At 65.6% G+C, this 24,047-nt stretch carries 18 protein-coding genes and 1 pseudogene; 8 read left to right on the top strand and 11 right to left on the bottom strand.

Features of this window, described 5'->3' with window-relative positions:
• Window positions 1-36: 36 nt before the first annotated feature.
• Window positions 37-816 (bottom strand): phytanoyl-CoA dioxygenase family protein, encoded by a 780-nt coding sequence (locus E7V67_021955; GenBank protein ID WUR12341.1) that lies wholly within the window; start codon window positions 814-816, stop codon window positions 37-39.
• A gap of 496 nt (window positions 817-1,312) precedes the next feature.
• On the opposite strand from E7V67_021955, the gene E7V67_021960 reads away from it, so the two are divergent.
• On the top strand, window positions 1,313-2,452 hold the full coding sequence (locus E7V67_021960) for an aspartyl/asparaginyl beta-hydroxylase domain-containing protein (protein WUR12342.1): 1,140 nt from the start codon (window positions 1,313-1,315) through the stop codon (window positions 2,450-2,452).
• Window positions 2,453-2,481: 29 nt separating this feature from the next.
• Window positions 2,482-4,425, top strand: a complete 1,944-nt coding sequence (locus E7V67_021965) for a hypothetical protein (protein ID WUR12343.1) — start codon at window positions 2,482-2,484, stop codon at window positions 4,423-4,425.
• Between the two features lie 88 nt (window positions 4,426-4,513).
• On the opposite strand, the gene E7V67_021970 is transcribed toward E7V67_021965, so the two are convergent.
• The 6 genes and pseudogenes from E7V67_021970 to E7V67_021995 form a co-directional block, all read right to left on the bottom strand.
• Window positions 4,514-5,047 carry an FxDxF family PEP-CTERM protein gene (locus E7V67_021970; GenBank protein ID WUR12344.1) on the bottom strand — a complete coding sequence of 178 codons (534 nt, stop codon included), beginning with the start codon at window positions 5,045-5,047 and terminating at the stop codon, window positions 4,514-4,516.
• Between the two features lie 420 nt (window positions 5,048-5,467).
• On the bottom strand, window positions 5,468-5,977 hold the full coding sequence (locus E7V67_021975; GenBank protein WUR12345.1) for an outer membrane beta-barrel protein: 510 nt from the start codon (window positions 5,975-5,977) through the stop codon (window positions 5,468-5,470).
• 206 nt (window positions 5,978-6,183) lie between these two features.
• Complete coding sequence (locus E7V67_021980; protein WUR12346.1) at window positions 6,184-6,717, bottom strand: FxDxF family PEP-CTERM protein; 534 nt, start codon at window positions 6,715-6,717, stop codon at window positions 6,184-6,186.
• A gap of 347 nt (window positions 6,718-7,064) precedes the next feature.
• Window positions 7,065-8,726 (bottom strand): annotated as a pseudogene (locus E7V67_021985) (sensor domain-containing diguanylate cyclase).
• Window positions 8,647-10,773: a lipopolysaccharide heptosyltransferase II gene (gene waaF / locus E7V67_021990; GenBank protein ID WUR12347.1), complete on the bottom strand. Its 2,127-nt coding sequence runs from the start codon at window positions 10,771-10,773 to the stop codon at window positions 8,647-8,649. Before waaF ends, E7V67_021985 begins: the two are co-directional and overlap by 80 nt.
• A gap of 7 nt (window positions 10,774-10,780) precedes the next feature.
• On the bottom strand, window positions 10,781-12,064 hold the full coding sequence (locus tag E7V67_021995) for an O-antigen ligase (protein ID WUR12348.1): 1,284 nt from the start codon (window positions 12,062-12,064) through the stop codon (window positions 10,781-10,783).
• A gap of 246 nt (window positions 12,065-12,310) precedes the next feature.
• Here E7V67_021995 and E7V67_022000 point away from each other — a divergent pair, with 246 nt between their 5' ends.
• Window positions 12,311-12,541 (top strand): DUF6139 family protein, encoded by a 231-nt coding sequence (locus E7V67_022000; GenBank protein ID WUR12349.1) that lies wholly within the window; start codon window positions 12,311-12,313, stop codon window positions 12,539-12,541.
• On the opposite strand, the gene E7V67_022005 is transcribed toward E7V67_022000, so the two are convergent.
• From E7V67_022005 to dnaE, 3 genes are all read right to left on the bottom strand, one after another.
• Complete coding sequence (locus E7V67_022005; GenBank protein WUR12350.1) at window positions 12,542-13,690, bottom strand: hypothetical protein; 1,149 nt, start codon at window positions 13,688-13,690, stop codon at window positions 12,542-12,544.
• A 2-nt stretch (window positions 13,691-13,692) separates the two neighbouring features.
• Window positions 13,693-15,219: an MBOAT family protein gene (locus tag E7V67_022010; protein ID WUR12351.1), complete on the bottom strand. Its 1,527-nt coding sequence runs from the start codon at window positions 15,217-15,219 to the stop codon at window positions 13,693-13,695.
• Between the two features lie 160 nt (window positions 15,220-15,379).
• Window positions 15,380-18,928, bottom strand: coding sequence for a DNA polymerase III subunit alpha (gene dnaE / locus E7V67_022015; GenBank protein WUR12352.1), 3,549 nt, complete (start codon window positions 18,926-18,928; stop codon window positions 15,380-15,382).
• Between the two features lie 170 nt (window positions 18,929-19,098).
• Between dnaE and E7V67_022020 the strand changes: the two genes are divergently transcribed.
• The 3 genes from E7V67_022020 (at window position 19,099) to E7V67_022030 (ending at window position 21,079) form a co-directional block, all read left to right on the top strand.
• Entirely contained in the window at window positions 19,099-19,635 is a 537-nt protein-coding gene (locus E7V67_022020) for a hypothetical protein (protein ID WUR12353.1), read from the top strand.
• Between the two features lie 182 nt (window positions 19,636-19,817).
• Window positions 19,818-20,678 carry a sulfurtransferase gene (locus tag E7V67_022025; protein ID WUR16328.1) on the top strand — a complete coding sequence of 287 codons (861 nt, stop codon included), beginning with the start codon at window positions 19,818-19,820 and terminating at the stop codon, window positions 20,676-20,678.
• Entirely contained in the window at window positions 20,651-21,079 is a 429-nt protein-coding gene (locus E7V67_022030) for a GtrA family protein (protein ID WUR12354.1), read from the top strand. The genes E7V67_022025 and E7V67_022030 overlap by 28 nt, the downstream gene beginning before the upstream one ends.
• Before the next feature lie 4 nt (window positions 21,080-21,083).
• Here E7V67_022030 and E7V67_022035 read toward each other — a convergent pair whose 3' ends face one another.
• Window positions 21,084-22,208, bottom strand: a complete 1,125-nt coding sequence (locus E7V67_022035; GenBank protein WUR12355.1) for an acyltransferase — start codon at window positions 22,206-22,208, stop codon at window positions 21,084-21,086.
• Between the two features lie 92 nt (window positions 22,209-22,300).
• Between E7V67_022035 and E7V67_022040 the strand changes: the two genes are divergently transcribed.
• Complete coding sequence (locus tag E7V67_022040) at window positions 22,301-23,416, top strand: acyltransferase (protein ID WUR12356.1); 1,116 nt, start codon at window positions 22,301-22,303, stop codon at window positions 23,414-23,416.
• 19 nt (window positions 23,417-23,435) lie between these two features.
• Window positions 23,436-24,047, top strand: coding sequence for a hypothetical protein (locus E7V67_022045; GenBank protein ID WUR12357.1), 612 nt, complete (start codon window positions 23,436-23,438; stop codon window positions 24,045-24,047).

Genomic DNA, 24,047 nt, shown 5'->3' on the forward strand with positions numbered 1-24,047 from the left:
AACGACAGCGGGGAATGGCCGCGCGCGGCGCCGGCGTCAACGTGCCGGCAATATGGCGCGCAGGGGATCGAAGCTGCGGGCGGACAGGAACGCCGGACGGTCTGACAGCTTGCGCGGCGCATTGCTGACCGCGTTGACCGTGATGATCATCAGGCGCCGGTCGGACCCGGACATGTTGTTGGAGGAACAGTGCGCAAGCTGTGGGTCGAACACGATCACGTCGCCGGCCTGCGCCAACATGAACTCCGCGCCGTGATTGTCGAGCAGGCGCGAGACGACGGATTTGTCCAGCTGATAGGTCAGGTCGGCGGAGACCGCCTTTTCCCAGCCGGCGTCCACTTCGCTGCCGTAATTGATGAGGTCACCATGCTTGTGGCTGCCCGGAATGAAACACATCGGCCCCTGCAGCATCGTGATGTCACCCAGCGCGATGGCGATGTTCAGCAGGCGGGGCGCCTCGATATGGTCGAACTCGCGCCAGTAGACGAAGTCCTGGTGCCACGGCCACGCGCGGCCCTCCAGGGCTTGCTTCATATTGATCTTGTACTGGTGGATGTAGACCTCGTCCTCCAGGTAACTGGTGCACAGGTCGACCAGTTCCTCACGGCAAGCCAGGTCGAGGAAGGCGGCATCCTCCAGATGCGGACCGTGCACGCCACGCACGGCGGTGGAACCGGTTTCCCGCACCACACCGGCACTGTTGTTGGCGATCAGCGCGTCGATTTTCGCATTGATCACGCCGATCTCGTCCAACGAAAACACGCCGGGCATCCGGCAAAAACCAGCTGCAGCAAGCTCACCCAGGAATCTGTTCATCGCTTATCTAACTGTCGCTTCAGAAATCAAATCGCCGTCATGTGTTAACCGGCTCCCCATACCTTGGACTCGTTGCGGTCGGCGCCGCTTTCTTAAAATCTATATTACGACTATAGCAGTGCAGACAAATTTGTCAACGAATCGGATTTTGCTGGGGAAAAGTTACAACATGATGAAAAAAATTCCTTTTTAGTATTGATTTTTCCTCAATACATCGCTATACGCGCGTAAGTCACTGATTTCCAAGCGATTGTTATATTTGGTGAGATTGTCGCATTTTGAACATATCAGCCTTCTACGGCCGTATTTATCTGCAGACTTTGACAGTTGTGGTGAAACATTAGATGTGTTAGCTGCGATGTTGGGGCACATCGGTCGCGCATATTTATATTCGATTTTTGCATTATGTAATTCGCTTTATTTCCGTGATATATTCCGTGACGATTCAAATAGGAACCCTCCTCTTTCACCTCTGATAATCCAGGCAATTACCTCTATGCTGAATTTGTACGGACAACGCGGATATCAATCTTTCACCGTCCTGCTGGGAATGCAGGCGCTGGCGTTCGCCGGCCTGGGCCTGATGGCGCTGGGCGGGACAGCCGCGCTGAGCCTGCCGGCCGCCATCGGGTCATGGCTGCTGGTAGCGGCGACGGCACTGTTTTCGCTTCGTACCTGGACCATTGTTTCGGAAGCCGGTTTCTGCCTGGGGCTGCTGACGTGGACAACGGCACTGCGCTATCAGTTGCGGCCCCTGCTGCTGCTGGCGCCGATCGGCTGCGTGGCCGAATGGGTGCTGCGCAGTTACGGTGTTGCGCAATGGGTCGCCGCCCTGCCGCTGCTGCTGATCAGCGGGCTTGGCCTGCTGTGTTCGGCCGTGCTGCTGTTCCTGGTCGTTACGCTGGCAAAGCGCAGCCGGCTGCGCGACGAGCGCCATGCCCAGGTGCTGGCGAAAGTCCACGCCGAACATGGGCCCGATGCGACCAGGCGGCTGACCGACAGCATCGACTGCCGCCGCGGCGCACTGGATGTGAACCCGTTCCAGATGCGGCGCGGGCTGATGCTGGCCGATCTCCCGGCCACCGCCTGGCACGATCCGGACGAGTTCCCGTGGGTCGCCGCGTTCGAATCCGCCGGCGACGCGATCCAGGCCGAAGCGTTGCGTGCGTGCGGCGGCGCCAGCGGCCTGGCCGCCTACCAGTATCCCGGCGCGGTGCAGGGCAACTGGAACGTGTTCTGGCTGGTCCGCAACAACCAGCTCACGCCCGAGGCCGAGGCCATGTGCCCCGCCACGGTCGCGGCGCTGCGCCAGGTGACGGGCTTCCCGTTCATGCGTGAGGCGCACTTCTCCATCCTGCAGCCACACAGCCGCATCCGGCCTCACTGCGACGAATCCAATACCTGGGTCACCGGCCACTTCGGCATCAGCGTGCCGGCGCAGTGCGGCATCCGCGTGGGCCGTGAGCGTCGCCGCTGGGAGGAGAAGAAATTCCTGTTCTTCGACACTTCCTACGAGCACGAGGCCTGGAACGATTCCGATTCGCCCCGCATCGTGCTGCTGTTCGACTTCCTGCATCCACGACTGTCGACGGCCGAACGGGACTTCCTGATGCAACTGCGCGGCAAGGCTGCCTAGCCCAAACAATGACGAGAAGCGAACAAGCGATGAGCAACGACGCTGTATTCAATCTGCCCGGCATGGGCAAAATCAAGCTGGTCGTATGGGACCTGGACGAGACGTTCTGGCGCGGCATTCTGACCGAGGGCGGCATCGTCTACCAGCAGGCGCATCACGATCTCGTCATCGAACTGGCCAGGCGCGGCGTCGTCAGCGCGATCTGCTCCAACAATGACGAGGCGCCCGTGCGCGCCTACCTCGAGGAGCGCGGACTGTGGGACTATTTCGTGTTCCCGCAGGTGAGCTGGGCGCGCAAGGGCGGCATGGTGCGCCGGCTGATCGACAACGCCCAGCTGCGCAGCGCGAACGTGTTGTTCATCGACGACAAGCCGTCCAACCTGGACGAAGTGGCCCAGGCTTGTCCCGGCATCATGACCGCCCTGCCGGATCGCATCGATGCGCTGATCGCCAGGGTCGGCGAACTGCCCGTCAGCGATCCCGCCATGACACGCCTGCAGCAATACAAGATACTGGAACAGAAGGCCGCGGCACGGCAGCAAGTGCTCGACCTGGGCGCTTCAGGCGACGATTTCCTGCGCCAGTCGGCGATCCGCGTGCGCTTCCTGACCGGCGCCCAGGCGCCCGTCGATCGCATCGTGGAGATGATCGAACGGACCAACCAGCTCAATTTCACGCGCATGCAGCCGCCGCGCGCGGCGATCGTCGACATGCTGCGGCATGCCGACTGGGAGGCGGGATGTATCGAGGTCGCCGACAGGTACGGCGACTATGGCATCGTCGGTTTCTATGCCGTGCAAAAGGCAGGCGGGCGGCGCCTGTTGCGCCACTACCTCTTCTCGTGCCGCATCCTGAACATGGATGTGGAAGCATGGCTGTACCACCACCTGGGCCGTCCCGAGCTGGGCGACATCGCGACCAATGGCTTCGAGCGGCCGCGCGCGATCGACTGGATCACGGTCGAGCGTGCGCCGTCGGGCGCTTCGGGCGCGGGCACGGCATGCAAACGCAAGCCCAGCCTGGCCGCACGCGCCAGCTACCAGCTCTTCCTGCTGACGCAGCGCCTGCCTGCGCTGCGCTACTGCTCGCTCTGGACCAGTGCCATGGCGGCGCGGCTGCTGCCGTATCGCCCGGTCGCCAGCGCGCCGATGCTGCTGCGCGGCGGCTGCGATACGTGGGCGATCGCCGACTTCCTGCGTGCCGACGGTGTCGCTTCCGTGCGCGAGGTGGGCGAATGGCGCCAGACGCTGGAAGCGCTGCGGTATCCGGAGTCGCTCGGCCATGTCTCGCTCGCGCGGCTGAGCCAGGCACTGCTGTGGTCCGGCGACCTGACCTTGGCGCACGGCACCTCGACCAGGGATCTGTTTGCCGGCCACGACATGGCCGTGCTGTCGCTGGCCCGCGACTACAAGGCAGGCCTGTACCGCTATCGCGACACCGATGTGCTGCTGCCGATCGCGCCGTTCGACGTGGACCTGACCGACCCCGCGGTGTGGCCGGAGGTGACGTCATGGCGCACGCGGCATGGACCGGCGAGCGGCCCGTGGCTGGCGCCGTGCTACAGCCTGGCGGGCCTGCGCTGGTTGAAAGAAAATTGCACGCCGCTGAGCGCAGCCGAACGACGCCAGCGCATTCTGGACAATATCGCGTGGTGCGCCGAACGCGCCGCCATCGGCGTCAGGCTCGTGTTCGTGACGGCGGCCGAGCTGGCGCCGGACGATATTTATCCCATGTGGCGCGGCATACCCGACGAGGTCAGTCTACTCAACAAGCACGTCGCGGCACTGGTCGCGAAACTCGACAACGCGACACTCTTGCCGGTGCAGGAGGTGGTGCGCGACAAGGCGCTGCTGGCCGATCGCCATCCATATCACTATGTGCGCAGCGTCCACCAGACGCTGGCGCGCCTCTTGCAGAACATCGGCGACGATACCCGGGACGCGGTGCCGCACATGCTGCACCGCGCTACGTGATGGGGCCTGCCTGAACGGCAGGGAAAACGCTTGCGGCCCCGCTCCTCAGCGGGAAAAGTGATCTCCGGGCCGCAAGCGCGAGGGCTGCTTACTGCTTGCGGCGACGTGCGGCCACGCCGAGCAGCGCCAGGCCGCCCAGCATCATGCCGTAGGTGGCGGGTTCAGGTACGGGGGTGACGGCCAGCGAGGCGCTGTAGCTGCCGGCAGCGCGCGACAGCACGGTGCCTTCGACCTGCAGGTAATAGCCGGTGCCCGACAGGCCGGAGGTGGTCAGGTGCCACTGGTCGGTCTTGCCCGTTTCGATTTGCGTGCCGGCCAGCACCAGCGTGCCGTCGGCGCGGTACAGGCCGAAACCGGTGATGTCCAGGCCGTTCTTGGCGTTGCCGCTGTACGAATACAGGTCGGCCACGACCGAGGAGCCAGCCGTCGCGTCGAAGCTGTACTGGTCGACGAACGTGTCGTTGGCGTGGTTGCCCGTGATCAGGCGGCCGAAGAAGCCGGCGTTGTCGGTCAGTTCGATGGCTTCGATCGGGTTGCTGATGTCAGCCGCCATTGCAGCTTGGCTAACGAAGGTGGCGGCTGCCAGTGCCAGCGCGGATGCAAATTTCTTGGTCTTGATCATTCATTGCTCCTAGATTCGATTCATACGGTTGGGGCCGCTGAGGAGTGCTCAAGGTAGCAAAAATGACACGCACAACAAATGTTGCATTACAGCTTATTACAAGTTGAGGAGGAGAAAATAGCGTTTACCAAGTGAATTCTATCGAAAAATCACTTTAAAATCAGCAGCTTGCTTGTTACATCCAGATGACAGTTTCACATGTAGGAGCGATCCTACGTAAAGACAAGTCGTCCTTACACGTCGGCAAATGGCGACTATAAGGAACACATAAGGTTATGCCCTTGACGCATGCTCGGATTTGCTATCTACAAACGGTATTCGACAATAACCGGGACGTAAAAAAGGCACCTGGTTCCGGCGGAACGCAGGTGCCTTCGACGATCAAGAGGCGCGGCGCCCCGTGATTTCGTCAGGAAGCCATCAGAACTTCCAGACCAGTGCGGCGTGCGCGTTGGTGACGCCACTGACGGGCTTCTGCACTTCGACGCGGCCGGACAGCTGGTTGCTGAACGAGTAGTTCAGGCCCAGGCCGAACAGTGCGCGGTCGTCCTTGACACCCACCGTGTAGGTTTCGGTGAAGCCACGGTAGGTGTACGAATACGTTTGCTCAGCCTTGACCTGGTTGTAACCCAGGCGTGCGTACACATCGGTTTGCGGGTTCAGCGGCAGGAAACCCAGCACGGAAACGTGGGTCTGCTTGGCGCGGATGTCGTCCCACTTGCCCAGTTGGCGATAACCGACTTCGACGGCGAAGTTCTGGTTGAAGCCGTAGCCAACGAAGGCACCAACGCTGGCCTTGTTGCCATCGATGTAGTCGTCGGCATCGGTCACGCCCAGGTCCACGCCGCCGTAGAAGGCGACAGGAGCGGCAGCGAAGGAGGAGGAAGCCACGAAGGCCAGTGCTGCGGCAGCAGCGAATTTCTTCAACATAGTGTTTCCGATCAGTGGTGATTTTTTCTTATCGCAATTCGAATAAAGTCGTTACACGAATTGCTGACCGGAAATTATACTGGAACTAACGCCATTCATGCAATAGCGACAAGTATTTAATCCTTCCTGGCAGGACGGTGGTGCGCCCGCCGCCGCCCCCGGCGGCCAGGCTTCTGCGGCGGCTCCGCGGGCGCGAGGGCAAGGCTTTACTGCTTGCGGCGGCGCGCCAGCGCGCCCACCAGCGCCAGGCCGCCCAGCATCATTGCATAGGTAGCCGGTTCAGGTACCGGCGTCACGGCCAGGCTGGCCGAATACACGGCCGGGGTGCCGGATTTCAGGCTGCCGCTGACTTGCACGTAATAATTGTCGGCAGCCAGGCCGCTGGTCGTCAGTTGCCACTGCTCGATACCGTCCGACCCGATGGCGGTACCGGTGCCGACCAGCATGCCCGAGGCCGTGTACAGGTCGATCCCCGTGATGTCGACCCCGTCCGTCGGGCTGCCGCTGTACGAGAACAGGTCCGCGACGATCGAGCTGCCCGCGCCGACGCTGAAGGTGTAGTGGTCCGCGAACGTATCGCCGGCGGCATTGCCGGTGAACAGGCGGCCGAAGAAGCCAGCGCCTTCCGTCAGCTCGATGGTGCTGGCCGGATTCGAGATATCGGCAGCATGCACGCCGGGCGCGACGAGGGCCGCGCACGCCAGCGTAAGGGAAGCAACAAATTTCTTGGTATTGGTCATTCCAGACTCCTTGTTGTTCAGTACGGTTGGGGCCTCCGGGAGCGGTAAAGGTAGCAACTTAAAACTCAGCAAAAGCGCCGGCCTTACAAGTCCTTACAACTTATCCAGGCGAAACCAGTGCCGTGCTGTCGAGTAGTTCTGTTGAAAAATCAACCAGTTAGCCGATGCCTTTTTGTCCACGTGAATTAACGTAGGATCAGGCCTACGGAGGTGCGGGAAATTCGAGAAGGGGACGTTAAGGCCTGCTTAAGGCGCTGTACCTCGGTGCCAATGGACTTTCCTGCAGGACCACGGTAAGCGCAAGTACGGCAGTTCGGGACAGGGGCACAGCGCCCTGCCCGCCCTGCCTAATGTGCCGGCGGTTGGTCCGGCAATGCCGCTTGGACGCGATTGCGGCCAGCCAGCTTGGCCGCGTACAGCGCGCGGTCGGCCGCTTCCAGCAGCATGCCGACGCTGTCCTGGCCCCGGCGCGGCACCAGCGCGGCGACACCGGCGCTGATGGTGACGATGCCCAGCGGGCTGTCTTCGTGCGCGACCTGCAAGGCCTCGACCGCGTCGCGCATGCGTTCGGCCACCGCGTGGGCGCCGGCGCTGTCCGTGTTGGGCAGCAGGATCGCCAGCTCCTCGCCGCCGTAACGGGCCGCCAGGTCGCCGGGGCGCTTCGGCGTCTGCTAGCGGATCGCCCGGCTGACGGCGCGCAGGCACTCGTCGCCCGCGCCGTGGCCATAGCGGTCGTTGAAGCGCTTGAAATGGTCGACGTCGATCAGCGCCAGCGCCAGCGACGAGCCCTGGCGCACGGCGCGGCTGAACTCATTGGCCAGCGAAACGTCGAGCTGACGCCGGTTCGCCAGTCCCGTCAGGCCGTCCTGCAAGGCCATTTTCTCCAGCGTCGCGTTCAGGCCCGCCAGCGCGTCGCGCGCCTCGCGCAGCTCGCGTTCCACCTCCAGCCGGCGCCGCATCTGGCCGATCAGGCGCCGGCCGAACAGCGCGAGCAGGCCGGCCAGCAGCAGCACGCCCAGCGAATGCAGCAGCGTGTCGCGCCGCCAGTGCGCCAGCGCCTCTTCCTTCGACAGCGCGGCCGTAACGAACAGCGGGTAATGCTGCAGGGGCCGATAGCTGTTCAGGCGCAGTTCGCCGTCCTGGGTCGAGCGGAACATGCCGATGCCGGTGGTCGCCGAGTGGGCATAGGCACGATACAGGGGCGTATCGACGATACTGGCGCCGATCCCCTGCGCCCGGAACGGCCGCCGTACCAGCATCGTGCCCTGGTTGGACAGCAGCGCCACCGCGCCGTGCACGCCGATATCGAAACTGGCATAGAAGCGGCGGAAGTAATCGATGTCGATCGTGGCCAGCACGACGCCGCCGAAACTGCCGTCCGCCCGGTCGATCCGGCGCGACACGGGGATCACCCATTTGCCGCTGGAGCGGCTGACAACGGGCAGGCCGATGTGCGGCCCTTCGTCGCGGTGCTCGCGATGGAAACGGAAGTATTCGCGGTCGGCGTTGTTGGCGCGCGGGTCGAACGTGGCCAGCGAGTTGACGATCCAGCGGCCGTCCGCGTCATAGGCATACAGGCCGTCCAGCTGCGGCAGCGCGCGCACCTGGTCCTGCATCACGCGGTGCAGGCGGGCCAGCTGCCCCGGCCCCAGGCCGTCCGTCTCGATGCGCTCCTCCAGGTCGTTCAGGCTGGTATCGGCCGACTTGATGGTGTCGTCGGCATGCTGGCTCATCGCCCGCGCCAGGTTGGTGGCGGAGCGCTCGGTCCCCTCCAGCAGCACGGTGCGGGCATTCCAGCTGCGCCAGAAATCCAGACCGACCAGCGACACGCAGACGAGGGTCACGAAAACGGTGGCCCAGAACGTGATCGGAAGTCGCTGCAGCATGAGGGCGCGGAACATGAGCGGGAGCACCCGCGGTGGCTGAGGACTATACCGCAAACCCGTCCGTGGCCGCGATCCGGCTGGCGCCCAGCATCGGCTGCAAGGCCTGCCATACCATGCCGGCATCCAGACCGCGCATGCAGTCGTGGTGCCCCAGCGGACATTCGCGCTGGCGGCACGGCGCGCACGCCAGCCGCAGCGACAGCGAGCGCGCGACGGTGGCGAACGGCGGCGCGTGATCGGGGTCGGTCGGGCCATAGATCGCCACCACGGGACGGTCCAGGCTCGAGGCCACGTGCAGCAGGCCGGAGTCGTTGCTGACGATCGCCGCGCTGCGGCCGATCAGCGCGATCGCCTCGGCCAGACTGGTCTGCCCGGCCAGGTTGAACACGGCACCGGCCGCGTCGCTGCCGGCAACGGCGGCCACGATCTCGTCGCACACCGGACGATCTTTCGGCGAACCCAGCAGCGCCACCTGCGCCTGCGGCAAGCTCGCCACGACCTGCCGCGCCAGCGCGGCGAAATGCGCGGGCGGCCAGCGCTTGGCGGGGCCGAACTCGGCGCCCGGTGCAAATACCACCAGCGGCCGGTCCACTGCCAGCCCGGCCCTGGCGGCGGCGGCCTCCATCTGCGCGGCCGTCACCCGCAGCGCCGGGCGCGGCACGTCGCCGCGCAATGGCGCGCCTGGGGCGTCCGCCAGCGCCGCATAGAACGGCACCATCGGCCTCGGCGGCACGTCGTCATGGTGCATCACGTTGATCAGGCCATGGCGCGATTCGCCCTTGTAGCCGACCCGGCGCGCGATTCCGGCCAGCCAGGGAATCAAGGCGTACTTCAGGGTATTCGGCAGCACGTAGGCTTCGGCGTAGCCGCGCGCCTTCAGCAGCCGCGCATAGCGCCAGCGCTCGCGCAGCTGCAGCGCGCCGTGGCGGAATGGCGTCTGCAGCACTTCACTGACCTCGCGCATCTGCTGCCATGCCGGCGCCACCGCTGGCGGCGCCAGCACGTCGATCGGCCGCTCCGGATGACGCGCGCGCAGCAGCTGCAGCAGCGGCTGCGCCATCACGGCGTCGCCGATCCAGTTGGGCGAGATCACCAGCGTACGCGGCCCCGACTGCGGCGGCGCGGCATGCAGGTCGGCCGCCGCGGCCGCGACGGCATCGCCTTCGGGTACGCACCACGACAGCAGGATGGCTTCCACCTGCTCCGGCGTGATACCCGTCATGCAGCTGCACGTGGCCGCGTTGTCGCAGCCAGGGCAACTGCCATGCGCGCTCAGCGAACGGGCCCGCAGGCCCAGCGCGCCCCAGCGGCCGGCATCGATCGGCTTACGCTGCGGGAACAGGCCCAGCGTGGGCCGGCCCAACGCGGCCGCCACGTGCAACGGGCCCGTGCCGCTGGCCAGCAAGCCGCTGCAGGCGCCGATCAGCGCGCCCAGGCCGGGCAGATCGACCCGGCCGCACAGGTTGTCCACGTTCGGCAGCGCCAGCAGCTCGGGCGCTTCGCGCGCCAGCAGTTGCCCCTCGGCCGCGCTGCCGGTTACCCACAGCCGGATGTCCGGCCGCGCCTGCAACCGGCGGGCCAGCGCGGTGTAATGCGCGAGCGGCCATTCGCGGCCGTTGCCGTTCGACTTCGTATGCAGCACCAGGTTGTAAGGCGCACGCCGCGCCAGCGCCTGGATGTCCGGGCCGGTATCGGCCAGCGCCGGGGCTTCCAGGCCATACAGCGCGGGCAGCTCGGCCAGGCCGGGCACGTGGTCGATGCCGAGGGGGCGCAGCAGCGCGAAGTTGAGCTGGGCCTCGTGCAGCGGCGAATTGACGCGGCTGAAACGGGCCAGCCGGTTGCAATACCACAGATGGTACAGGCGATGGCTGGTGCCGACGCGGCGCGGCACGCGGGCGCGCCATGCGGCGGCGGCCAGGCGGCGGTCCGGGTAGGCGAAGATCACCGTGTCGACGCCGCTGGCGGCAAAGAACGCGCGCGCATCGCCGATCGATTCGAGCGTGATGACCTGGTTGAAGTGGCGGCAGTGGGCCATCAGCGGCGCCACGTAGCCGCGGCACAGCAGATCGATACGGCAGTCGGGATACAGGCGGCGCAGGTAGCCGGCCATCGGCAGGGTCAGGACGACGTCGCCGATATTGTCGGTACGGCAGATCAGAATATGCTTCACAGGAATGCTAACGCTTGAGAGGAGAGGGACCAGCGGTCAGGCACAGGCCTGCCAGCACGCACACCATCATGCCGTAGAAGATCTTGGGCATCATCAGCCAGAACATGACTTCGGTCTGGCCGAAGCCGAAATAGCACACCACCAGGCTCATGCCCGCAAGCGCCGCCGTGCGGCCCTCGCTGCCCGGCTGCGCCAGCACGCGCAGGAAAAACAGCAGCGGCGCCAGGTACATCACCAGCAGCAGGCTGAAGTCGAGCAGGCCGCCCGTGGCCAGGGTGTGGATCAGGTCGTTATGGCTGCTGCTGTAGACCAGTGCCGGCGATGCCTGCAAGCGGCCTTCGGCATGCAACGCGTTCAGCGCCGTGAAGAAATTGTCGCGCCCTACTCCCAGCCATGGATGTTCCGAGATCATCATCCAGGACGCCTTCCACAGTTCCAGGCGCACGCCCACGTGCGTGGTGGCGTCGTTGACGGCAAACCAGCGCTGCACCTCATGGACCGCATCCATCGTGCGACGCTCGATGCTGGTGGCCGGCACGAAGTAGGCCACGACGCACAAGGCCAGCACGGCCAGCACCGCATGGACGATGCGGCGGCCATGCACCGCGCTGCCATAGTGCAGCAGCGGCGGCACGACCAGCAGCAGCCCGACCCAGCCGCCACGCGAACCCGACAACACCGAAGCGGCCAGCCCGCAGACCAATGCGGCGACGGGCAGCCAGCCCCAGCGCCCGCCGCGCCATTCGGACAGCGAACACAACGCCATCACGCCCAGCGCCACGGCCAGGTCGCCGAACGTGATCGCATGGTGCGTGAACCCTTCCACCCGGTCCACGCCCGCGAGCTGCCACTCGGCCAGCGCGACGACGCCGGCGCCGATCGCACCGACGCACATGCCGAGCCAGAACCAGCGCTGGCGCGGCCGGTACAGGCAGACAAAGGCAATACAGCTGAGCGAGAGCAGCAGGCGGAACGGACCGTCCAGCGTGCGCAGCGGATGCTCGAACACCGCCAGGCGCAGCAGTGAGACTAGGAAGTAGCCGACAAAACCGAAGGCGATCCAGCGCACCGCGCGCCCGTGCAGGCGCCATATGGCGGCCCAGCGCGCGCGGCCGGCCGCCAGTACCGCCACCAGCATGACCGCCTGCACCACGGTCAGGCTGTCGGGCGTCGTCAATACCAGCGCCGGCAGCAGGAACATCAGGCCGTTGCCCAGCAGCACACGCATGGGATCGGCAACCGGCTGCCGGGGGACATCGACGGCGCGGTCCGCGGCCGGTGGGGCGATCATGGTTTTCATCGGAAAAGCGGCGACAGCGGCTTGCAGGCTGAGATAAAGCGCTGATTATAAGGGACGAACCGGCGCGGGGCACGCGCCGATACACGGCGCCGGCCGCCCATCCGGAACGGCGCCCGGCGCGGCCGCGGGGTAGAATCGGCGGAAACGGGGCAGCAGCGGCCGCGTGTGAGGTAACGAACTGAGCCACTGCTTCGCTGCTGTCAAGCTGGCAACTCACGAACCACAAGGAGAATTGCGATGCGCCTGGACATCTACCGACGACCTGAACACGATGGCATCTTTTCGTACCTGGCCGTGCCAGAAGGCAAGCCCATTCCGCAGGAAGCCATCAACACCGACTGGGAGCCGGCAGCAAAAGCCCTGGAAGTCGATGACGAGGCCGATACCCTGCCCGATTTCCATATCGAGCAGCTGCCCCAGCAGATCGGTACCAAGGGTTACGCCATTACCGGCCTGAAAGACATGTAATCAGTCGCGCGCCCGCGCCACCAGCCGGGCCGCGTCGCTGAACAGCCCGGGCTGGTCCGCCATGCAGGCGGCCCGCCCGGCGGCATCGCTCGCCCCGCCGCCCGGGTCGTCGAGACGAGCCAGCAAGACTTCCCCCAGCGCGGCCTTGAAATGACCTGCCTCCCAGTACCACTTCGTCGTCGCGTCACTGCCTGCGGCCGGAATCGGCTCGCACTGCCAGCGGTCGTAAACGCCGAAATCGGCCAGCGCGATGCGGGCGCCCGGATGGCGCAGGCGCGCCGCCGCCACTTCCTCCCGCAGCAAGGCCTTCCATGCCTCGAAGCGCTGCCACAAGCCTGCCGCCTCGAACATCGCCAGCAACTGCGCGTGGTAAGGATAGATCAGCAGGTCGATCCGGACGGCAGGGTTGTCTCGCGCCGCCGCGTCCAGCAACGCGCGCACTTCGGCGCGCACGGCCGCGACATCGAGCCCACCGCCAGCGCGCGCCGCCAGCTTGGGCGCGTTTTCCTGTGCGCGCTGGCGAAAGAGCGCGGCATACCCTTCCAGCCGCGCCGCGCTGCCGTACTGGCGCAGCGGATTGAAACCGCGCAGTGTCGCCATCGCCCCGTCGCCATCGCGCTGCAGCGCCACCGTCCACAGGGCGTCGCGCAGGGACGCGGCCGAGAGCAGCGCATCGAGCCGCCACAGCCGGCCCGGCCAGGGGATGCGCAGCACCGGCGCACGGGCCGGCGGTACCGGCTGCGAGGTTAGCGCGTCCACGACGTCCAGCCCGGCGATGACGCGGCGCGGCCGGATGCCGTGCGCGGCCAGGTAGCGCAGCTGGCCGATGGCCGTCGGTGTGCCGGTGCCGGCGATGCCGAGGTTGACGGCATTGGCGCCGCGCAGTGCCGGGCCGTCCGGATCGAAGCCGGCTTCCACCCGTGAATTGCCGACCAGGATTACCTGCGGCCCCAGCCGCAACGCGCGCGCCAGCTTGATCTCGTACTGGTAGCGCGCCAGCGGTGCCTTGACGCGGTTGAAGCCGGCCACGTCGACCCAGCCATACAGTCCGTACGGATCGATCAGCAGCACCAGGAGCGCGACCGCCATGCCGGCCGCGAGCATCGTCGCGCCGAGCCAGCGCAAGTAGCAAAGCGCGTGCCGGTCCATGGTCAGAACTGGAAATACAGGAAGTCGCTGGGCTGGTTCAGCGACAGCACGGCCAGCAGCGCCAGCATGCCGCAGGCCACGGCATGGCGCGGCGCCGGCTGCCATTCGAGCCAGCCGGGCGTGCCCAGGCGTGCGTCCAGCGCCGGCTCCCAGCGGCGCATGATCCGCTGCGTGTTCGGCAGTGCCAGCGCCACGACGGCGGCCACGGCCACCCAGCACCAGGTGGCGACGAAACGGGTGGTGCCGCCCAGGTACCACGTCACGCCCGCGCTCTCCAGCAATGGCCGCAGTGCGCCCAGCCGCGCGCCCAGGGCGGCCGGCAGCGCGACGCCGTCGCCGCCAGCCAGCGCGTGGACGATGCCCAGGGCCGCCGGTACGTGCGGCGCGCGGAAAAACACCCAGGCCACGCAGACGGCGCCGAACGTCAGCAGCCAGCCGGCGCAGCGTCCTGCCCGGCCACCGTCGCCCCAGCCGAGCCGCGCGCACGCCGCGCGCCAGGCATGGTTGACGATCAGGTAGCCACCATGCAGCGCGCCCCACAGCAGGAAGGTCCAGCCGGCGCCGTGCCACAGGCCGCCCAGCACCATCGTCGCCATCAGGTTGACGTGGCGCCGCAGCGGCCCATGGCGGTTGCCGCCCAGCGGCACGTACAGGTAGTCGCGCAGGAAGCGCGACAGCGTCATGTGCCAGCGGCGCCAGAACTCGGCGATGCTGGTGGCGCGGTAGGGCGAGTCGAAATTGAGCGGCAGGCGCACGCCGAACAGGCGCGCCAGGCCGATGGCCATGTCGGAATAACCGGAAAAGTCAAAGTACAGCTGGAACGTGTAGGCCAGCACCCCGCCCCATGCCACCAGCAGCGACGCCTCACCGGGCGCGTCGAACAGCGCGTTCGCGTGCGGCGCCAGGCTGTCGGCCAGCAGCACCTTTTTCGCCAGACCGATCACGAAGATCGACGTGCCGACGGCGAAGTTGACGGCGCGCGGCGCCAGGTTGGCCGGGTCGGCGAACTGCGGCATCATTTCGCGGTGGTGCAGCACGGGCCCCGCCACCAGGTGCGGAAAGTACGTGACGAACAGCAGGTAATGCATGAAGCGGCGCTCGCGCACGTGGCCGCGCGCGCTGTCGACAAGAAAGGCGATCTGGGTGAACGTGAAGAACGAGATACCGACCGGCAGCGCGATGTCGAGCGGCGCGGCCGGCCAGCCGGCCAGCTCGGTGACGGTCCGCGCGAAGAAGTTCGCGTACTTGTACCAGCCCAGCAGGGCGAGGTTGGCGCCCACCGCCAGCGCCAGCCAGGCCTGGCGCCGCCTGCCCGCGGCACCATGGATGCGCAGCGAGCAGGCGTAGTTGACGCCGATCGATGCCAGCAGCAGCGGCAGGTAGCGTACGTCCCACCAGCCGTAGAACATCAGCGAGGCCGTCGCCAGCACGGCGCTGGCCCAGGCGGCGCCGTGGCGCGCGGCGGCAAAGTACGCCAGCAGCACGACCGGCAGGAAGCCGAACAGGAAAGCATACGAGTTGAACAGCACGCCGCCTCCGCACTGACTGTGTCGGAGAATTATGCGGCGCGGCCGCGGCGCGCCGCTTGTGGCTGCTCAACGGCGCTGCCAGCGCCGGGCCGGAAAATTGCGGGACTGTCCCGGAATCCAGGCGAGGTTGCCTCGGAAACCTGCGGGACGATCCCGGATTTCAGTATTCGACAGCGATCTCGCGCGCGCCCAGTACCTGCTCCAGCGCCACCGTCAGCGCGTCCGACGGGGCCACGCGCCAGTCGTCGCCCAGCTGCAGCACGCAGTCGATGCCCTGCGGCTTGATGCGCATCTGGATCGGCAGGCCGTAGTCGTCGCGGTGCGGCGCCAGCACGTCACGCAGCTTGGCGGCCGGCACCGGCTCCGGCAGCATCCAGCCCATCTGGCGGCCGAACTGCAGGCGCGCGGACACGATGTCATACACCTTCTCGGCCGAGATGCGCAGGCCGCCCGTGAAACGGTCCTCCGACACCTTGCCCGTCACCGCCAGGAATTCGTCCTCCTTGAACGCCTTCTTGTTGGCCTCGAAGATCTCGCTGTACACCGTCACCTCGACCACGGCGCTCTTGTCGTCCAGGGTGACGATCAGGATCTTGCCGCGCTGCGTCATCTGGGTGCGGATGCCCGTGATGACGCCGCACAGCATGCGTGGCTCGCGCGAGGGCTCCAGCTCGGACAGCTTGGTGCGGGCGAAGCGCCGCGCTTCCTGCGCATAGCTGTCGAACATATGGCCGGACAGGTAGTAGCCCAGCGCCATTTTTTCCTCCGCCAGCTTCTGGCGGTCCGTCCACGGCATCGCCTGCACGTATTCGGGCGGCGCCACCAGGTCGCTGTCGTCGCCGCCGAACAGGCTGACCTGGTTGGCGGCGCGCGCTTCCTGGTCGGCGCATTCCATCGCGAAGCCGACCGAGGCAAACAACACGGCACGGTCCACGCCGAAGCAGTCGAACGCGCCGGAGCGGATCAGCGCCTCGATGGTGCGGCGGTTGATCTGCTTCTTGTCGACGCGGCGGCAGAAGTCGAACAGGCTGGTGAACGGCCCATCGGCCTCGCGCGCCGCGATGATCGCCTCGATGGCGTTCTGGCCGGCGCCCTTGACGCCGCCCAGGCCGTAGCGGATGTTGGTGACCTTCTTGCCGGTGACGGAAGGCGGCGGGCCGTCCGGACGGAAGCGGTAGGCCGACAGGTTGATGTCCGGCGGCAGGATCGTCAGGCCGCACACCTCGATCGAGTCCTCGACCAGGATCTTGACCTTTTCCGTGTCGTCCATCGCCAGCGACATGTTGGCCGCCATGAACGCGGCCGTATGGTGCTGCTTCAGGTAGGCGGTGTGGTACGACAGCAGCGCGTACGCGGCGGCGTGCGACTTGTTGAAGCCGTAGCCCGCGAACTTCTCCATCAGGTCGAAGATCTCGTCGGCCTTTTCCGTCGTCAGCCCGCGTTCGCCCGCGCCCTTGCGGAAGATCTCGCGGTGCTCGGCCATCTCCTCGGCCTTCTTCTTGCCCATCGCGCGGCGCAGCATGTCGGCGCCGCCCAGCGAGTAGCCGCCGATGATCTGCGCCATCTGCATGACCTGCTCCTGGTAGACCATGATGCCGTAGGTCTCGGACAGGATGCCTTCCGTGCGCGGATCGGGGTAGTCGAACTTCTCGCCGTGCTTGCGCTTGCAGAAGTCGGGGATCAGGTCCATCGGGCCGGGACGGTACAACGCGACCAGCGCGATGATGTCTTCGAAGCGGTCGGGCCGGGCGTCCTTCAGCATGCCCTGCATGCCGCGCGACTCCAGCTGGAACACGGCCACGGTCTTGGCCTTGGTCAGCAGGTCGTACGAGCCGCGGTCGTCCAGCGGCACGTTGGCCAGGTCGAAGTCCTTGTGGGCCGGATCGAGCTCGCGGATGTAGTTCACCGCGCGGTCCAGGATCGTCAGCGTGGTCAGGCCCAGGAAGTCGAACTTGACCAGGCCGACGGCTTCCACGTCGTCCTTGTCGTACTGCGACACCACGCCCGAATCGCCGGACTGCGTGTACAGCGGGCAGAAGTCGGTCAGCTTGCCGGGCGCGATCAGCACGCCGCCGGCGTGCATGCCGATGCCGCGCGTGATGCCCTCGACCTGCTGGGCGAGATCGAGCAGCTGCTTGACCTCCTCCTCGTTCTCCAGGCGCTCCTTCAAGAGCGGCTCTTCCTCGATCGCCTCGGCGATCGTCACCGGCTTGCCCGGTTTGAAAGGAATCAGTTTCGAGATGCCGTCGCAGAAGTTGTAGCCGAAGTCCAGCACGCGGCCCACGTCGCGGATCGCGCCCTTGGCCGCCATGGTACCGAACGTGGCGATCTGCGACACGGCGTCGCGCCCGTACAGGTCCTTCACGTGCTGGATCACCAGTTCGCGCTTTTCCTGGCAGAAGTCGATGTCGAAGTCGGGCATCGAGACCCGTTCCGGGTTCAGGAAACGCTCGAACAGCAGGTTGTATTTCAGCGGGTCCAGGTCCGTGATCTTCAGCGCGTACGCGACCAGCGAGCCGGCGCCGGAACCCCGGCCGGGGCCGATCGGCACGCCATTGTTCTTGCCCCACTGGATGAACTCCGCAACGATCAGGAAGTAGCCCGGGAACTTCATCTTGATGATGGTGTCGTTCTCGAACTTCAGGCGCTCCTCGTAGCGCGGCCGCATCTCCTCGCGCTTGTGCGGATCGGGGAACAGCTGCAGCAGGCGCTCTTCCAGGCCTTTTTGCGTTTCGGCGACGAGGAACTCGTCGATCGTCATGCCAGGCGTGGGGAAGTTCGGCAGCTGCGGCTTGCCCAGCGTGAGCGTGACGTTGCAGCGCCTGGCGATTTCGACGGAGTTCGCCAGCGCGGCCGGCAGGTCGGCGAACAGGATCTCCATCTCTTCCTGCGTCATGAAGCGCATCTGCTCGTTGAAGCGCTTGACGCGCTTGGCGTTGGCGATCATCTCGCCCTCGGCGATACAGATGCGCGCCTCGTGCGCGATGAACTCGTGCTCCGACATGAACTGCACCGGATGCGTCGCCACCACGGGCAGGCGCAGCTTGGCCGCCAGCGCCACCGAATGGCGCACCTGCGCCTCCTGGTTCGGCTGGCCGGCGCGCTGGATTTCGACGTAGAAGTGGCCCGGGAAGATCGCCGACCACTTCTGCGCGTTGCGCTCGGCCAGTTCCAGGTTGCCGTTGTCGATGGCGCAGCCGATGTCGCCGAACTGCGCGCCGGACAGCGCGATCAGGCCGTTGGCACCGCTTTCGCCGGGGTAGATGTCATAGGTCTTGTCCTTCAGCTCCGCCAGCCATTCGGTGCGCAACTCGGCGCGGCCCTTGTGCTGGTTGGTCAGCCAGGCCAGCGACAGCAGTTCGCACAGCTGCAGGTAGCCGACCCGGTTCTTCGCCAGCAGCAGCAGGCGCGCTGGCTTGTCGCGGTTGTCGTCGTTGGTGATCCAGACGTCGCAACCGATGATCGGCTTGATGCCCTTGCCGCGCGCCGACTTGTAGAACTTGACCATGCCGAACAGGTTGGACAGGTCGGTGACGGCCAGGGCCGCCTGCCTGTCGCGGGCGGCCGCCTTGACCAGGTCGTCGATGCGCACCAGGCCGTCCACGATCGAGTATTCGGAGTGCACCCGCAGGTGGACGAAGCCGGGTCCGGCGGGGGCCGCGGGTTCGTCGGGCTGGATGACGGGCTGATCTAGGATTTCGGTGCTCATTTGCTAACGGCTCGGCTGGATGCTTGCTGACGGACCTGCTATTTTACCGCCGCGCGGCCGGCACGGCCGGGAAATCGCCGCGTTGCAGGCCGCGGCGGCGCCAGCCGGTGCCAGCCGATTACAAGACACGGCACACTCGCGGCACGGCGCTTTTGCTGCTACGCTGGGTCATGCACATTGGCCAGCACCCCACCCACACTCTCGAACTGCGCGTGCGCGAGCTGTCGCAACTGTTCAACTCGCTCGATCCGACGCCGTTCCTGAACCGCGACCTGGACCGCGCCTGCGAGGCGTTCATCGAGAACTGGGCGTTGTCGCTTCCCAAGGAGAGCCGCCTGCAACTGCTCATCCACGTCGAGCAGGCCGTCGACCCCGTGCAGGCTGGCGAGCTGCTGGCCGACGCGATTCACAACCATTACGGCTACAAGATCGACCTGGTACGCGGCGAGCTGGCCCAGTTGCTCAGCCAGGGCCGCACCAGCCTGGCAATCGGCCTCGGCTTTGTTGCCGTGTGCCTGTCCATCGGAGAAATCGTCGCCGGGCTGGGCCACCTCGGCAAGATCGGGCGGGAAAGCCTGACGATCATCGGCTGGGTGGCCATGTGGCGGCCCGTGCAGATCTTCCTGTACGACTGGTGGCCGCTGACGCGCCGCATTCGCATCCTGGAAAACCTGCGTTACGCCCGCGTGTCGGTGCTGCAGGCCTGACTGCGCGCCCTGGCACCCTGCCCAAGTTGCGCGGTGCTATAGGGTCATCTCTGTCGCGCTGATGCGGCGGCGCCCGCGCCGCCTTGCTGTCCTGCCGGCAGCCGAACGGCTTATAATGATCGGTTTCCGGAATTTCCTCAGATCCCACTATGCAAGCAAGCACTCTCGATGCCACGGCCGGCATGACGCAGGCAGTCCAAGCCGCGAACGAACCGTTCGTCAACATCGCCGCCTACAAGTTCATCACGCTCGACAACCTGGAAGCGCTGCGCCCGCAGTACCAGGACATCACCCAGCGCCTGGGCCTGAAGGGGACCGTGCTGCTGACGCCGGAAGGCATCAATATGTTCCTGTCCGGCACCCGCGCCAACATCGACGAGTACCTGGCCTGGGTGCGCGGCGACGCCCGCCTGGCCGACCTGGAAGTGAAGGAAAGCCTGTCGGCCGAGCAGTCGCACAAGCGCATGCTGGTCAAGATCAAGGCCGAGATCATCACGATGCGCATGCCGCTGATCAAGCCGGAGGAAGGCCGCGCGCCGTTCGTCGAAGCGCAGACGCTCAAGCGCTGGCTGGACCAGGGCCACGACGACGACGGCAAGCCGGTCGTCATGGTCGACACCCGCAACGATTTCGAAGTGGACGTGGGCACGTTCGACAACACGGTCGACTACCGCATCAAGAAGTTCACCGAATTCCCGCAGGTAATCGCCGAGCACAAGGACGATTTCGCCGGCAAGACCGTCGTCACCTTCTGCACCGGCGGCATCCGCTGCGAGAAAGCGGCGATCCACATGCAGAACATCGGCTACGACAACGTCTACCAGCTCGAAGGCGGTATTTTGAAATACTTCGAGGAAGTGGGCGGCGCCCACTACACGGGCGACTGCTTCGTGTTCGACTACCGCACGGCGCTGAACCCGAAACTGGAGCCGACCGAAACCGTGCAGTGCTTCGCCTGCCGCGCAGTCGTCACGCCGCGCCAGCAGTTGGCGCCGGAGTACGTGTACGGCGTGTCGTGCCCACATTGCCACGGCAGCAAGTGATCGCCGCCTACGGCCGCCAACTGCGCTTCCTGGCAGCGGGCGGCTTCAACACGGTCGCCGGCTACGGCCTGTACCTGCTGCTGCAGCTGGTGCTGCCGTACCAGGCCGCCTATTTCGTGGCATTTGTCGCCGGGGTCGTCGGCGCCTACTGCCTGAACACGCTGTTCGTGTTCCGCACGCGCCTGTCCTGGCGCACGTTCCTGGCGTATCCGTCCATCTACGTCGCGCAATATCTGATCTCCGCCCCGCTGCTGGCGCTGCTGGTCGAATGGCTGCAGGTACGCTCCACCATCGCGCCGCTGATCGTCAGCGTCGTCATGATTCCCGTTTCTTACTTGCTGAACAAGCTGATGCTGACGCGCGGCGCCGCGCCCGCCAGCCTGGGCGACCCGCACGCCTGATGCACTAGCCCACGGTGGCCCCGTCGCGCTGCGCCGGGGCCACCGTAGCCGCCTTGTCGCCATAGCGCCCGCGCAGGTTCAGGAAGGGTTCCTCGATGGCTCCATAGCCCAGCGTCGCGATCGCCCAGGTGGCCGCGTAGACAGCCGCGCCCAGCAGCAGCGTGTCGGCCCAGGCGGTGCCCGTCACGCGCGGCACGCCCACCGCCCGCACCAGCGTGTGGATCGCCGCCGCATGCAGCAGGTAGAACGAAAAGCTGACCTTGCCGCCATGGCACGTGGCCCGCTCGATACAGTTGGGCAGGCGCTGCCGCACAGAGACCCAGGCCACGATCAGCCCCGCCCACACGATGCTCTCCTGCAGTGACCAGGTGATCCAAAACGGCGCGTGGACCGCGGTGAACGGCGCCACCCGGGCCTGCACGGCGCTGTTGGCAATCGCCAGCAGCAGGGCCACCGGCGCCAGCCAGGCCGCATGCGGCACCAGACGCGGCTCCCAGCGCGGATACAGCGTGGCCGCCAGCATGCCGATCAGGAACTGGTCGAACCGCCCGACAAATGTGCTGAAGTACATCAGCGTGCTGCGTTCGTTCTCGTGGAACACCGCGACCTTAAGCAGTAGCATCAAGGCCAACAGCTTCACCAGGTAGCGCGGCCCCTGCTCCAGCGTGAAACGCGCCAGGAACGGGAACACCAGGTAGAACATGAACTCGAGCGAGATGCACCATGCGGCCCCCGTAACCACGCTGCGCGAGGTGGGCGAGTCGCCCAGGTTAGTGGCCAGCACGTACAGGATGTCCTGGGCCTGGAAGCGGTCGCGCTGAATCGACGTTGCAAGTAGAAACACAACCAGGAACAGCGGAAGGATGCGCAGTATGCGGTTACGCAGGAAGTCGCGATAGCGGATCGTGCCCTGGCGCTGGGCGATCTGCATGAACAGGAAGCCGGACAGCGTGAAAAACAGGCCCACCCCCGTATGCCCCTCTGTAACAATGCCCCACCACGGCCCCGTCAACGCGGGGGCGCCGTGGCCGCGCACGGCGACCTCGAAGTGAAACAAGAACACGATCAGCGCGGCCAGCCAGCGCAGCTGGTCGATACGGGGGTTGTAATGGATATTGAGCGACTTCATCGGGCAAAACTCCACGTCGCCGTCCGCCAACCGCGGCCAGGCGACTTATAATGTTTTTCTTTGCGCAACCGTGACGCCAAGGCCGCTGCTACGTGAACAAATTCATCTTCGCCAACCAACTGCGGGGCATTGCCGCGCTGCTCGTCGTCATGACCCATTATTTTGGCACGTTCTTTGCTGAGCAACAGCTCGTGGGAACGAAAACCATGTCGCCGGACTTGGGCTTCCGGCCGGCGACATGGGTCCGCGCCTTCGAACTGCCGTACCAGGGACCGTTCGGCGTTGCGATCTTCTTTCTGATCAGCGGTTTTGTCATCCCGTTCAGCCTGCGCAAGGCATCGTCCGCCGGCTTCCTCGTGCACCGGGCATTCCGGGTGCTGCCGACCTATATAGGCTGCCTGGCTTTCGGCATGCTGGCCGTCTACCTGAGCGCAACCTACTGGCAGCAACCGTTCACCATCACGTGGCGCGACTTCCTGGCCAACGCCTTCCTGGTCCACAACGTACTTGGCCTGCCGACGCTCGATTCCGTCAACTGGACGTTGGCCATCGAAATGAAGTTCTACCTGCTCGCGGCGCTGGTACCGGTGCTGTTCCTGCGCGCGAACGCACTGTGGCTGGCGCTTTTCCTCGCTGGTGCGCTGGCCCTGACTGCCAGCCCACCCTGGCTGGTCGCCCGCTTCGTGCCGGCACACGTGCAGGTGCTGATGGAGCTGAACTATATCGTCTTCATGGTGACGGGCACGCAGTTCCATCACCATGTCACGGGCCGCATCACGACCCGGCAGTTGTGGCTGCGGGTGCTGGCCATCGTGGCCGTGTTCAGCGGCACCTGGTCGCTGGGACCGCAACAGGGACAGTTCCCGGCGGTGACCGTGTTCTACTATTGCGCCGTAGTGGTATTCGGCGTGTGTTATGCGCTGCGCGAGCGCTTCCGGCCCGTGCGCGTGCTCGATTTCCTGGCCGACGTCAGCTATCCCCTGTATTGCCTGCACAGCCTGTTCGGCTACTGCGCGTTGAAGTGGCTGATGGTGCAGGGGCTGCCGTTCGGCGCGGCCGTGCTGCTGACACTGGCGAGCGCGATCGGGCTGGCGTGGCTGGTCCACCGGACCATCGAAGTGCCGACCAACCGGCTAGGCAAGCGCCTGGGCGACCGCCTGCCGCCGCGTGCGCGGGTGCTCGCGGGCGTCTCGACCGTGGCTGAGTAGCAAATCCAAAGGAGGGACAATGCCGGAACTCGCCGGATGGGTAGCCGTGCTTGGTGGCGTGACCGGTGTATTCGCATTGGTCAAAATCGTGATGGAAATCTCGGCTCTGCCTTGGACATTGCAGCGGAGCCGGTACGAGTTTGCCCATGCCTTTGCGGAGAAGGCCAACGATCCGGTGGTGGCGAGCTACGCGGTCGAGCTGGGATACATGATGCTGGTGAATGATGCCCGTTTATCGACCAGGCAACGCGCGGCGGTCCTGACGCTGCCGAATCGGGCCAGGAATATCCAAAGGTACCGCAAAGCGAAATCGCTGCTCGACGTCCACGTCACGGGCCCGGTGCTCAGCTGGAAATATACCCGCCATGGCCGAAGATGGTATCGGAACGGTTTGATGGTGTCGTTCTGGCTTATCTATGTCGTTTCAGCCGGGATTGGCTCGATCGTCCTGCTTTCACCGTACGTCGTGTTCCAATCCGAACAGTTCCAGCAGTTGACCATGCCGCTCTACCCTGGCCCAGCCGTAGCGTTTCTCGTCTTGGGCGGATGGCTGCTTTACCATTCGACCAAAATCAGCTTGGCCGAAGAGTTGATTCGCCTGGCGAATAGCTGCGGGCCCCAGCGCGATTGA

This window comes from [Empedobacter] haloabium (assembly GCA_008011715.2).
In the GTDB taxonomy this organism is placed as follows: Bacteria; Pseudomonadota; Gammaproteobacteria; order Burkholderiales; family Burkholderiaceae_D; genus Rugamonas; species Rugamonas haloabia.